Consider the following 11790-nt stretch of genomic DNA (forward strand, 5'->3'; position numbering starts at 1 on the left):
AAGCTAGAAAGGGCTAATAATTTAAAAGTTAATAACATGAAAAAAAATATAAAATGGCTATTATTGGTTTCTTTGACCTTTATGGCGGCTTGTAATAATGACGATAATGATAATACTCAGGAAGAAGTTCCTGTAACCCCCGGCTCAGCGGTTTTTACAAAGTATATTGCCCTTGGTGACTCTTTTGCTGCCGGATATAGTGATAATTCATTATTTAAAAAAGGACAGGAGAACGGTTACGCAAATATATTGTCTCAGCAATTTGCTGCCGCAGGCGGTGGTGCCTTTACAATACCGTATGCAAATGATAATATTGGAGGATTGTTATTTGGAGGTCAGGTAAATCCATCATTTGGACCTCGTTTATATTTTAACGGAACAGCACCGGTTCCTGTATCTGGTGTACCAACTACCGAAGTTATGGCGCATCTTTCCGGTACGTTTAATAATTTAGGAGTTCCGGGAGCTAAAAGTTTTCATCTCGTAGCTAACGGATACGGTAATCCTGCAGGTTTATCTATTGGTGCAGCTAACCCTTATTTTGTTCGATTCGCAAGTTCACCTAGCACTTCAGTTTTGGCAGATGCATTGATTCAAAAGCCAACATTTTTTTCCTTGTTTATTGGAGGAAATGATGTCTTGAGTTATGCAACTTCCGGAGGAATCGGAAAAGATCAGACAGGGAATCCTAATCCGGCAACTTACGGTAGTAACGATATTACTGATCCAACTGTTTTTGCAAGTGTATATTCTTCTATGGCAACAGCTTTAACCGCTAATGGAGCGAAAGGGGTGGTAGCAAATCTGCCATATATTACAGCTTTGCCCTATTTTACTACTGTTCCATACAATCCACTTACAGCTAAATCTCTTGGCTCGAATAATGAAGCGGTTGGAAAAGCAACCATTCAGGCATTAAACGCGCAATTATATGGTCCGTTAAAACAAGCTCTGACTGCTTTTGGGGCAGGTGACAGGATTAGCTTATTGTCTGAAACTGCTGCAAACCCGGTAATGTTAAAAGATGAGACCCTGACTAACTTGGCACCGCAGCTAACTGCAGCTTTTACGCCAACATTAGGGGCGCAGACCGCAGCTTTTTATGGGGCAGTATTTGGTCAGGCCAGACAGGCCAAAACAACAGATTTAGTGGTTTTGCCTACCAGGACAGCTATTGGTGCCGCGCCTAGTGCTACGGATTCCGGTCTTGGAATTGCGCCGCCTGCTCCGTTAAATAAATTTGGGGTAACATATCCATTACAGGATAAGCATGTGTTGATTCCGACAGAAATTGCAGAAATTAAAAAAGCAACAGATGCTTATAATGCAACAATTTCAGCAATTGCCACCGAAAAAGGTCTGGCGTTTGTTGATACAAGAGCAGTTTTAACGCAATTGGCCAGCGGCGGAATTAAATTTGGAAATTTTAGTTTAACATCAGCGTATGTTACAGGTGGGGCTTTTTCTCTGGATGGAATTCATCCAAGTGCAAGGGGATATGGTTTAATTGCCAATATTTTTATTGATGCCATCAATGCAAAATACGGTTCTACATTACGCCGTGTTGATTTGGCTGCATATCCAGGCCAATATCCTGCAGTCCTTCCATAAAGATATTTTTTTTAGTGAGAAAGCCACTCGTTTATAAAATGCAGTGGCTTTTTTATTTAACTAAAAAATTACCATTTTAGATATTTGGGACCTGAGTTTTAGGAATCAAACAAAAACATAGTATTTTTTCTAAAAAAAATATTGATTTTATATTTTAAAAAATTATCTTTGCGCTCTGAAAAAAGAGGTATTTTCGATAAACCTAAATAGCTATTTAATAAATACATAAGTAATGTCAAAAGTAATAGGAAAAGTTGCTCAAATCATTGGACCAGTAGTTGACGTAGTTTTCAACGGTAAGGATGTTGAACTTCCAAAAATTTATGATTCACTAGAAATCACTAAAAAAGACGGAACGTTGTTAGTTCTAGAAGTACAATCTCACATTGGTGAAAACACTGTTCGTACTATCTCTATGGACTCTACAGACGGTTTGTCAAGAGGATATGAAGTAGTTGGAACGGGTAACCCAATCCAAATGCCAATCGGTCCAGATGTATATGGAAGATTATTCAATGTAATTGGAGATGCAATTGATGGTTTAGGTAACTTGCCAAAAACAGGTGAAAACGGTTTGTCTATTCACAGACAAGCACCTAAATTTGAAGATTTATCAACTTCATCAGAAGTTTTATTTACAGGTATTAAAGTAATCGATTTGATTGAGCCTTACGCAAAAGGGGGTAAAATTGGATTGTTTGGTGGTGCCGGTGTTGGTAAAACAGTATTGATTCAGGAGTTGATCAACAATATCGCAAAAGGTCACGGTGGACTTTCTGTATTCGCAGGAGTAGGGGAAAGAACGCGTGAAGGAAATGACTTGCTTCGTGAGATGTTAGAGTCAGGAATTATTAAATACGGTGATGATTTCATGCACTCTATGGAAAATGGAGGATGGGATTTATCTAAAGTAGATATGCCAGGAATGAGAGAGTCTAAAGCTACTTTCGTTTTCGGACAAATGAATGAGCCTCCTGGAGCTCGTGCGCGTGTGGCACTTTCAGGATTATCTATCGCGGAATATTTCCGTGACGGAGCCGGAACTGATCAGGGTAAAGACGTATTGTTTTTCGTTGATAACATCTTCCGTTTTACACAAGCAGGTTCTGAGGTATCAGCACTTTTAGGACGTATGCCTTCTGCAGTAGGATACCAACCAACTTTGGCAACAGAGATGGGAGCTATGCAAGAGCGTATTACTTCTACAAACAAAGGATCTATTACATCTGTACAGGCGGTTTACGTTCCTGCGGATGATTTAACGGATCCGGCGCCGGCTACAACTTTTGCCCACTTAGATGCAACAACAGTATTGTCTCGTAAAATTGCTGAGCTAGGTATTTATCCTGCGGTTGACCCGTTAGATTCTACTTCAAGAATTTTGACTCCTCAAATTTTAGGAGCTGAGCATTATGACTGTGCACAAAGAGTAAAAGAGATTCTTCAAAAATACAAACAATTGCAGGATATCATCGCGATTCTGGGTATGGAAGAATTATCTGAAGAAGATAAACTTTCTGTATCAAGAGCACGTCGTGTACAACGTTTCTTATCTCAGCCTTTCCACGTAGCGGAACAATTTACAGGTATCCCTGGAGTTTTGGTTGATATTAAAGATACGATCAAAGGATTCAACATGATCATTGATGGTGAGTTAGATCACCTTCCGGAAGCAGCTTTCAACTTGAAAGGTTCTATTCAGGATGCGATCGAAGCTGGAGAAAAAATGTTGGCGGAAGCTTAATATAGTTTTGAGTTATGAGTTATGAGTTATGAGTTTAGCAAAGCTTTACCTAACTTATAACTCATAACTCATAACTCATAACTCAAAAATTATGATTTTAGAAATAGTATCACCAGAAGCAAAATTATTTTCAGGAGAAGTAACTTCGGTTACATTGCCCGGAGTTGATGGAAGCTTTCAAATATTGAATCATCACGCTCCTATTGTTTCTATTTTAGAAAAAGGAACTATTAAAATTGTGGCTCCAAGCTTCAATTTTTCTAAAGAAGTAGCGGGTAAATTCACGAAAGTAAATGACCAGACTTATACTTTAGAGATTGTGTCAGGTACTATCGAAATGAAAGACAATAAGATAATTGTTTTAGCAGACTAAAATAATTTGAAATAAATTTTAAAAGCCATTCGCGAAAGCGAATGGCTTTTTTTATACTTTTAAACTATTAAAATCTCTTTATAAAAATATTGATTCAGCTATAAAAGCTCAGTAAGCTTTTATTATTACGTTTTGTCAGCCGATGAAGCGTATAAACCTATGTCAAATTTTATAAAGAGTATCTATGAAAAATATAAAAATTGCCGTTTTAGGCGGTGGAGGAAGAACTGGAAAATATCTTGTAAACCAGTTGTTGAAACAAGGATTTAGTGTAAAAATTTTACTAAGAACTCCTGAAGACTTTACAATTCAAAATTCACAAATCGAAATTATCAAAGGAGATGCAGTCGATGAGAATACTATTCGTCTATTGCTCGCAGGATGCCAGGCTGTAATCAGTACTATTGGCCAGCGCCCTGGAGAGCCAATGGTGGCAAGTCGGGCAACCAGTAATATATTGAAAGCGATGAAGGAATATAGCATCAAAAGATATGTTTTGTTGGCAGGGCTTAATATTGATACTCCCTTCGATAAGAAAGGCGAAAAAACAACTTTGGCAACGAACTGGATGAAAACCAATTATCCTGAAATTTAAAAAGACCGGCAATCTGCGTATGATCTTTTGACTCATAGTGCTGTTGACTGGACATTAGTCAGGGTTCCGTTTATTGAATTTACGGATCTCAGTTCTAATTTGTCAATAAGCATGGAGGATTGCTTGGGAGAAAAAATTAGTGCCCTTGACATTGCTGACTTTATGATTAAGGAAATGATGTAGTCTGATTTTTTTCGAAAATCGCCTTTTATAAGTGGTGTTTAAAAATTAGAAAAGTAACGGCGGATGATATCAAATCCGCCGTTTCATTTAATATTGAGATCATTTTCATAACTTTGCTTTTATGAAATTACCCGAAAACCTTACCCAAAAACTTGAAAATAGAAAGCAAAACAATTCGTTGAGACAATTGCCAAGTTTTAATAATCTTGTTGATTTTTCTTCTAATGATTATATTGGGTTTTCAAAATCGGAATTTGTTTTTAAGCAGGCACATCATTATTTAATAGAAAATGACATCATTCAGAATGGGGCAACAGGTTCACGATTAATTTCCGGTAATCATTCGCTCTATCAAATTGCCGAATTGTTTATTGCGCAGTTTCATGGCTCAGAATCGGCTTTAATTTTTAATTCGGGTTACGATGCCAATGTGGGTTTTTTTAGCGCTGTACCGCAAAGAAATGATGTTATTCTTTACGATGAACTGAGTCACGCTTCTATTCGTGATGGGATTGTAATGTCGAATGCTAAATCATACAAATTCAATCACAATGATTTTGATGATTTAGAACGTCTTATTCTGAAATTTCCCGATACCACAATCTATATTGTCACCGAAACTGTTTTCTCTATGGATGGCGACAGTCCAAATTTAGAAGAATTGGTGACGTTATCTGAAAAGTACAATTGTTTCCTGGTGGTAGATGAGGCACATACTTTAGGTGTTTTTGGAGAAAAAGGCGAAGGGCTAATGCAGTATTTACAATTGCAGGACCGCATTTTTGCACGTATCATGACGTTCGGAAAAGGTCTGGGTTGTCATGGCGCTGCAATTTTGGGAAGTTCAGCCCTAAAAGAATATCTGGTGAACTTTGCCAGAAGCTTTATTTACACTACGGGATTATCTCCGCACTCCGTTTCAACCATTTTAACCGCTTATCAGCATTTGGAAACTGAAATGGAAACAATCGAAAAATTACGTCAGAACATTGTGTTTTTTAATCAGCAAAAGAATTTATTGGGCTTAAAGCCCATGTTTGTCAGAAGCAAATCGGCCATTCAATCAGCAATTGTTCCGGGAAATAAAAATGTAAAACAATTGGCCGGGCAATTACAGGATAAAGGTTTTGATGTAAAACCGATACTTTCACCAACAGTTCCGGAAGGACAGGAACGACTTCGTTTTTGTATTCATAGTTATAATTCACAAGAAGAAATTAATCAGGTTTTAAATTTACTAGGAGATTTCGTATTTTAATTATGGAAGAATTTAAGTTAGTCAGAAGATACCAATATTCGTCAGAAGCTCAGATATTCAGCGGAAAACTTGAATCAGAGGGTATTGAAGTTTATTTGAGGGATAGCTTTACTGTTGATTCAAGTCCCTTTTGGAGTAATGCGGTTGGAGGAGTTAAGCTTTTTGTTAAAACGGAGGATTTCGAAAAGGCAAATGAAATTCTTTCATCTATTAGTGAGTATTCTGTAGATGAAAATAATAAATTAATTAAATGTCCGGATTGTGGAGTCGGACAAGTTAGAATGATAACTTCATTAAAAGATGCAAAAACACTTTTTGCATTTATTTTTTCATTGCTTTTTGTTTTGATTCCTTTTTATTCAAAGTACAGATATAAATGCGATAATTGCAAAGTTGAGTTTTAAAAGAAATTTTATTCTTTTAAATCCCATGTTTACTCACTTTTCAAAAAAAGTTGAAATTTTTTTGTAACGTTTTGGTTCTTTGATTACTTACGAGTCGTAATCAAAATAACTAAACCATTATGAAAACGCAATCCACTATATCAAAACAAAATAGCTTCAATTTCATTTTTATCATTCTTACTTCAGCTGGATTCGGGTATGCTTTTGTAAACCAGTTTTTATTAAACAAACCTAATCTGGGATTTCTTGTTCAAATGGCATTTTTGTGTATTGCTTCTTTTGCTTCCTGGCAGAGAAATAAGAAACGTAATTAAAAAAGGAGTTTTCAATCATTCAATCAATTTAAATCAATCAACAAAATGAAAAATGTATTCAAATCAGCAGTAGCAGTAATATTATTTGTTTTTAATGGCGCAATCAATGCCCAAACGGGTTCTCCTAAATTAGAAAATTCCCTTTTGTGGGAAGTCTCAGGGAATGGATTAACAAAACCTTCTTATTTGTACGGAACGGTTCATATGATTTGCGGAGCGGATTATTTTCTATCCGAAAAAACAAAAAAAGCATTTGACGCTTCATCGGAATTAGTTTTGGAAATTAATTTTTCGGATCCTAAAGAAATGACTGATATGCAGCAAATGGCAATGGGCAAAGAACCGTTAAGTAAAAGATTAAATCCGGAACAATTGTCTAAATTAGATGCAATTTTGAAAAAGACATCCGGAATGAGCGTTCAGCAAGTAGATGCTTTTAGTCTAATGACCGTGATGAGTTTGATTTCGATGAAATCTTTTGGTTGCAATGATCTCAAACTTTACGAAATGGAGTTTATCGAAAGCGCTAAGAAAAGAAACCTGAAAGTTGATGGACTGGAAACGGTTAAATCGCAGTTTAAAAGTTTTGAAAATGCTTATGCTGATGATGAAATGCTAGCAATGTTGGAAGAGTCAGATGTGGAAGAAACAAAGCTGTTGGTTGCGAATTATAAAAAGGAAAATTTAGAAGAACTATACAAGATTTCAACTTCTGAGAGTTTGATGAATGCGAAGGCTAAAAAATACATGCTTGACGAAAGAAATCAGAATTGGGTTAAACTTTTGCCGGAAATGATGAAAAAGGAAAACCTGTTTGTGGCAGTAGGAGCGGCGCATTTGGCTGGTGAAGAAGGAATAATTAATTTACTTAGAAAAGCAGGATATACTGTAAAACCAGTAATGAACTAGAACTATTTTGAAAGAGAAAGAATTTTTAAACCGGATAGAAAGTCATAAAGGAATCTTGTACAAAGTTTCTAAAATGTACATGAATAATCAGGATGATCAGCAGGATCTGTTTCAGGAAATTGTCTGTCAGCTTTGGAAATCGTATGAATCCTTTAGAAACGAAAGCCAATTTTCAACCTGGATGTATCGTGTGGCAGTCAATACTGCGATCGTATTCCTGAAAAAAGAAAAACGGAAAGTAGACAAATACGAAATTGCCTCAGAGAATATCAAAGATGATGAAGGCGACTCGCATATAAAGGAAAGTCAGATTGATCATTTTTATAAAGCAGTTCAGAAATTAGGCAAGATAGACAAAGCTATCATTTTCTATCAGTTAGAAGGATTCTCTCACAAGGAGATAGGGGATAATTTAGGGATTAGTGAAGGAAATGCCAGAGTGAAATTAAACAGGGCGAAAGAAAAATTAAAAGAAATAATAAAAAATCAGGGATATGGATTTTAACGATATACAAAACGCATGGAATAACGAAAAAGGTGAAAATATCGTTCTTCCGAATAATTTAGAAAAAATACAATCGGCAAACACGCCTTTGGATAAAATTAAAAAGAATCTGAAGAACGAATTTATTTACCAGATTATATCAATTGTTTTTATGGGGTTTATTCCTCTTATATACAGTTTTCCGGCAAAAATGACTGTTCTGTATTACTTGCTGTTCAGCCTTTTTACAGCAGTATGTATTTATTATTTAGTAAAGCTTTACTTGTTTTATAAAAGACTGAATACCGTGACCTTAAAAACAAAAGACAATTTGTACGAGACTTATTTTGATATCAGGCTTAATATGGAATTGTATAAAACTTTTGGATTTGCTTTAACGCCTTTTCTAATTCTATTTTTGATTGGGTTTGGCTATTATGAATTTTCTAAGATTCCAGGTTTTTTTGCAAAAGAGCTAACTAATTTTCAAATAGCAGGTATTTCTTCAATTGTAGTTTTTGCCATGCTTTTTATGGGCATTTCGCTGGAATGGTGGGTTCATAGGTTTTATGGGAAATTTGCCAGAGAAATCAAGGCTGTTATTGACGAATTAAAAGAAGAATAATAAATACAACCCATCGTAATTGATGGGTTTGTTGTTTTTATTGGTATTTTTGTATCCCATTAAAAACAACAAAATGAAATTATTTATTACAGGAATTTCAACCGACGTTGGTAAAACGATTTCTTCTGCAATACTTGTAGAAGCTTTAGAAGCCGACTATTGGAAACCGATTCAGGCCGGAGATTTGGATCATTCCGACAGTCATAAGATCAAATCTAAAATATCAAATACAAAAACGCAGATTTTTGAGAACAGTTATAAATTGAATACGCCCGCAAGTCCTCATCTGGCAGCGGAGATTGACGGAATTACAATCGATTTAGAACAAATAAAAGAGCCAAAAACGGATAATCATTTGGTTATTGAAGGGGCCGGAGGAATTTTTGTTCCGCTAAATCAAACGCATTCTATTATAGATCTGATTCAACCCGATTATAAGATAATTGTAGTTTCCAGACATTATTTAGGAAGTATCAATCACACCTTGTTAACTGTTGAAGCGATTAAAAACAGAGGTTTTGAAGTCTCCGGAATTATCTTTAGCGGAAGCGAAAACAAATCTACCGAGGATTTGATTTTAAATAAAACGGGAATAAAATGCATCGGCAGAATCGATGAAGAACCTTATTTTGATCAAAATGTAATTCGGGAGTACGCTGAATTATTTCGACATAATTTGTTGTCGTTAGAGAAATCTAAAATCAGAAATCTACAATATTACATCAGATGACATTATCAGAAAAAGACAGCCAGTATTTATGGCATCCTTATACACAGCATAAAACAGCACAAACGCCAATTGCAATCACAAGAGGAGAAGGCGCTTTGCTTTGGGACGAGAATAACAAAGAGTATATCGACGCAATTGCTTCCTGGTGGGTAAATCCGTTTGGGCATAGTAATAAAATTATCGCCGATGCGATTTACAAACAATTAACCACTCTGGAACATGTTTTGTTTGGAGGCTTCACACATGAACCGGCAATAAAAGTAGCCGAAAAACTGATGGAAATTTTGCCCAAAAATCAGCAGAAAATCTTCTTTTCGGATAATGGTTCAACAGCTGTAGAAGTAGCCATAAAAGTGGCACTGCAGTATTTCTTCAATAAAAATGAAAAAAGAACCACGATAATTGCTTTCGAAAATGCTTTTCACGGAGATACTTTTGCGGCGATGGCAGCAAGCGGAATCTCTTTTTACACTCAGGCTTTTCAGGGAATGTTTATAGACGTGGTCAGAATTCCGGTTCCTGTAAAAGGGCAGGAGGAGTTGAGTTTTAAGACCTTGAAAACGTTGATTGAAAGTCATAATTGTGCCGGATTTATTTTTGAGCCCTTAGTGCAGGGAGCAGCGGGAATGGTGATGTATGAGCCCGAAGCACTGGCTACTTTGATCGGGATTTGTAAAGAGAATAAGGTTTTAACGATTGCGGATGAAGTCATGACTGGTTTTGGTAAAACCGGAAAAACTTTTGCAATGGATTATGTTGCCGAAGAACCGGATATGATGTGTTTGTCGAAAGCCCTGACCGGAGGAACAATTCCAATGGCGATTACCACTTTTACCCAGAATGTTTTTGAAGCTTTTTATGATGATGATATCAATAAAGCATTATTTCACGGGCATACTTTTACGGCAAATCCTACGGGTTGCTCAGCTGCTTTGGCAAGTATTGATTTGTTGCGGACAGCGGAAATGCAAAATAACATTCAGAGAATAAATGCAAGTCATTTAATTTTTCAGGAAAAGATCGAAAATCATCCAAAAGTAATCACGGCCAGAACGCTTGGGGTAATTTTTGCCGTTGAAATTAAATCGGATGCTGAGGAAAGTTATTATGGTTCGATGCGTAACAAGCTTTATAATTTCTTTATAGAAAAAGGAGTGGTTTTAAGACCAGTGGGAAATATTGTTTACATTTTACCTCCGTACATTATGACTGATGAGCAGCTTCAGAAAGTGTATGATACGATAGAAGAAGCCATTGAAATGGTTTAATTTAGTTTGAAAATCCTGTGAACTTTGCATAAACTTTTGCGAACTTTGCGGTAAAATTATTTATTTTGAATTTACAAAAAATCTCTATTACATCCTTTTCATCTATTTCTCCTTTGGGAAATACTGCAGAGGAAGTCTGGAAAAAATATCTTGACAATCAACATTGTTTTACAAAGCAAATTTTAGATCAGCAGGAAACGTCTGTAGCAGCTTTAAGTGTTGAATCAGAGCAAATGGTAGCGGAAGTTCGGGAATCGGATATCAAATATAAGTTTTTGGACAGTTCTGTCTTGTTTGCTTTAACGGCTTCACGAAAAGCAGTTGAAAAAGCCGGTTGGAATAAAGAAGCTATTTTCGGAATCAATATTGGCTCTTCCCGTGGTGCCACTGATTTATTCGAAAAACATTATAAGGAATATCTCGATACAGGAAAAGCGCAGACCTTAGCTTCTCCAACCACAACATTAGGAAATATATCCTCCTGGATTGCACATGATTTACAAAGTGCTGGACCTGAAATTTCACACTCCATTACCTGTTCTACGGCACTCCACGCGCTTTTAAATGGAGTTGCATGGCTGCGGTCCGGAATGGCCGATAAGTTTTTGGTGGGTGGAAGCGAGGCTCCCTTGACAGATTTTACGATTGCTCAGATGAGAGCTTTAAAAATATATTCGCGTATTGATCAGAACGAAGAAGCCTGGCCGAATCTTGCTTTTGATTTTGAAAAGACACAAAACACCATGATTTTGGGTGAAGGGGCAGCGGTTTGTTGCCTGGAAGCGGGCGAAAAAGAAAATGCAATAGCCTATGTGACGGGTGTTGGTTATGCAACTGAAATTTTAGAACATAATATTTCAATTTCGGCAGAGGCAGATTGTTTTCAAAAGTCTATGAAAATGGCACTGCAACACACTAGCCCGGAGGAAATTGATGTTATTGTAATGCATGCACCCGGAACCATTAAAGGAGATTTGACAGAATTACGTGCTATCGAAAAAGTTTTTGGTTCTGAAATTCCATTATTGACTACCAATAAATGGAAAATTGGGCACACTTTTGGTGCTTCCGGAATATTAAGCTTAGAATTAGCACTCTTAATGATGCAGCATAATACTTTTATCAATGTTCCTTTTGCCAAAGTGCAAAAGCAAACAAAACCATTACAAAAAATAATGATTAACGCAGTAGGCTTTGGAGGTAATGCGGTTAGCATCTTAATTGAAAAAGCTTAGATCTGTAAAGATTATAATAAAAAACCCATTTGCCGCGGCGAATGGGTTTTTTTATGG

12 protein-coding genes are annotated in these 11790 nt (G+C 36.4%); all 12 read left to right on the forward strand.

Translation table 11 applies throughout. The annotated features are described in order from the left end of the window. Positions 1-36 precede the first annotated feature (36 nt). The 12 genes from HAV12_RS01740 (at position 37) to HAV12_RS01795 (ending at position 11733) form a co-directional block, all read left to right on the forward strand. The gene (locus HAV12_RS01740) at positions 37-1611 is read left to right on the forward strand and encodes a G-D-S-L family lipolytic protein (protein ID WP_171568210.1); all 1575 of its coding nucleotides are present in this window, start codon (positions 37-39) and stop codon (positions 1609-1611) included. 232 nt (positions 1612-1843) lie between these two features. After that, complete coding sequence (atpD, locus tag HAV12_RS01745; protein WP_089481317.1) at positions 1844-3355, forward strand: F0F1 ATP synthase subunit beta; 1512 nt, start codon at positions 1844-1846, stop codon at positions 3353-3355. A 91-nt stretch (positions 3356-3446) separates the two neighbouring features. Beyond that, positions 3447-3728 carry a F0F1 ATP synthase subunit epsilon gene (locus HAV12_RS01750; protein ID WP_171568211.1) on the forward strand — a complete coding sequence of 94 codons (282 nt, stop codon included), beginning with the start codon at positions 3447-3449 and terminating at the stop codon, positions 3726-3728. A 184-nt stretch (positions 3729-3912) separates the two neighbouring features. After that, positions 3913-4323 (forward strand): NAD(P)-dependent oxidoreductase, encoded by a 411-nt coding sequence (locus HAV12_RS01755; protein WP_240345218.1) that lies wholly within the window; start codon positions 3913-3915, stop codon positions 4321-4323. Positions 4324-4627: 304 nt separating this feature from the next. Further along, positions 4628-5764 carry a pyridoxal phosphate-dependent aminotransferase family protein gene (locus HAV12_RS01760; protein ID WP_171568212.1) on the forward strand — a complete coding sequence of 379 codons (1137 nt, stop codon included), beginning with the start codon at positions 4628-4630 and terminating at the stop codon, positions 5762-5764. A gap of 2 nt (positions 5765-5766) precedes the next feature. Continuing rightward, positions 5767-6168, forward strand: coding sequence for a putative signal transducing protein (locus tag HAV12_RS01765; protein WP_240345219.1), 402 nt, complete (start codon positions 5767-5769; stop codon positions 6166-6168). A 359-nt stretch (positions 6169-6527) separates the two neighbouring features. After that, positions 6528-7391 carry a TraB/GumN family protein gene (locus tag HAV12_RS01770; RefSeq protein ID WP_171568213.1) on the forward strand — a complete coding sequence of 288 codons (864 nt, stop codon included), beginning with the start codon at positions 6528-6530 and terminating at the stop codon, positions 7389-7391. 4 nt (positions 7392-7395) lie between these two features. Beyond that, positions 7396-7896 (forward strand): RNA polymerase sigma factor, encoded by a 501-nt coding sequence (locus tag HAV12_RS01775; RefSeq protein ID WP_197984822.1) that lies wholly within the window; start codon positions 7396-7398, stop codon positions 7894-7896. Continuing rightward, the gene (locus HAV12_RS01780) at positions 7886-8500 is read left to right on the forward strand and encodes a hypothetical protein (protein ID WP_171568214.1); all 615 of its coding nucleotides are present in this window, start codon (positions 7886-7888) and stop codon (positions 8498-8500) included. The genes HAV12_RS01775 and HAV12_RS01780 overlap by 11 nt, the downstream gene beginning before the upstream one ends. Positions 8501-8573: 73 nt before the next feature. Beyond that, positions 8574-9230, forward strand: coding sequence for a dethiobiotin synthase (gene bioD, locus HAV12_RS01785; RefSeq protein WP_171568215.1), 657 nt, complete (start codon positions 8574-8576; stop codon positions 9228-9230). Next, on the forward strand, positions 9227-10498 hold the full coding sequence (gene bioA, locus HAV12_RS01790; protein ID WP_171568216.1) for an adenosylmethionine--8-amino-7-oxononanoate transaminase: 1272 nt from the start codon (positions 9227-9229) through the stop codon (positions 10496-10498). The genes bioD and bioA overlap by 4 nt, the downstream gene beginning before the upstream one ends. A gap of 65 nt (positions 10499-10563) precedes the next feature. After that, positions 10564-11733: a beta-ketoacyl synthase N-terminal-like domain-containing protein gene (locus HAV12_RS01795; RefSeq protein ID WP_171568217.1), complete on the forward strand. Its 1170-nt coding sequence runs from the start codon at positions 10564-10566 to the stop codon at positions 11731-11733. Positions 11734-11790 lie beyond the last annotated feature (57 nt).

Source organism: Flavobacterium sp. CLA17 (assembly GCF_013112255.2).
Lineage (GTDB): Bacteria > Bacteroidota > Bacteroidia > Flavobacteriales > Flavobacteriaceae > Flavobacterium > Flavobacterium circumlabens.

Bases quoted from the DNA above. Each gene is read 5' to 3' on its own strand.
- HAV12_RS01740 (WP_171568210.1), top strand. From the start codon at position 37: ATGAAAAAAAATATAAAATGGCTATTATTGGTTTCTTTGACCTTTATG.
- atpD (WP_089481317.1), top strand. From the start codon at position 1,844: ATGTCAAAAGTAATAGGAAAAGTTGCTCAAATCATTGGACCAGTAGTT.
- HAV12_RS01750 (WP_171568211.1), top strand. From the start codon at position 3,447: ATGATTTTAGAAATAGTATCACCAGAAGCAAAATTATTTTCAGGAGAA.
- HAV12_RS01755 (WP_240345218.1), top strand. From the start codon at position 3,913: ATGAAAAATATAAAAATTGCCGTTTTAGGCGGTGGAGGAAGAACTGGA.
- HAV12_RS01760 (WP_171568212.1), top strand. From the start codon at position 4,628: ATGAAATTACCCGAAAACCTTACCCAAAAACTTGAAAATAGAAAGCAA.
- HAV12_RS01765 (WP_240345219.1), top strand. From the start codon at position 5,767: ATGGAAGAATTTAAGTTAGTCAGAAGATACCAATATTCGTCAGAAGCT.
- HAV12_RS01770 (WP_171568213.1), top strand. From the start codon at position 6,528: ATGAAAAATGTATTCAAATCAGCAGTAGCAGTAATATTATTTGTTTTT.
- HAV12_RS01780 (WP_171568214.1), top strand. From the start codon at position 7,886: ATGGATTTTAACGATATACAAAACGCATGGAATAACGAAAAAGGTGAA.
- bioD (WP_171568215.1), top strand. From the start codon at position 8,574: ATGAAATTATTTATTACAGGAATTTCAACCGACGTTGGTAAAACGATT.
- bioA (WP_171568216.1), top strand. From the start codon at position 9,227: ATGACATTATCAGAAAAAGACAGCCAGTATTTATGGCATCCTTATACA.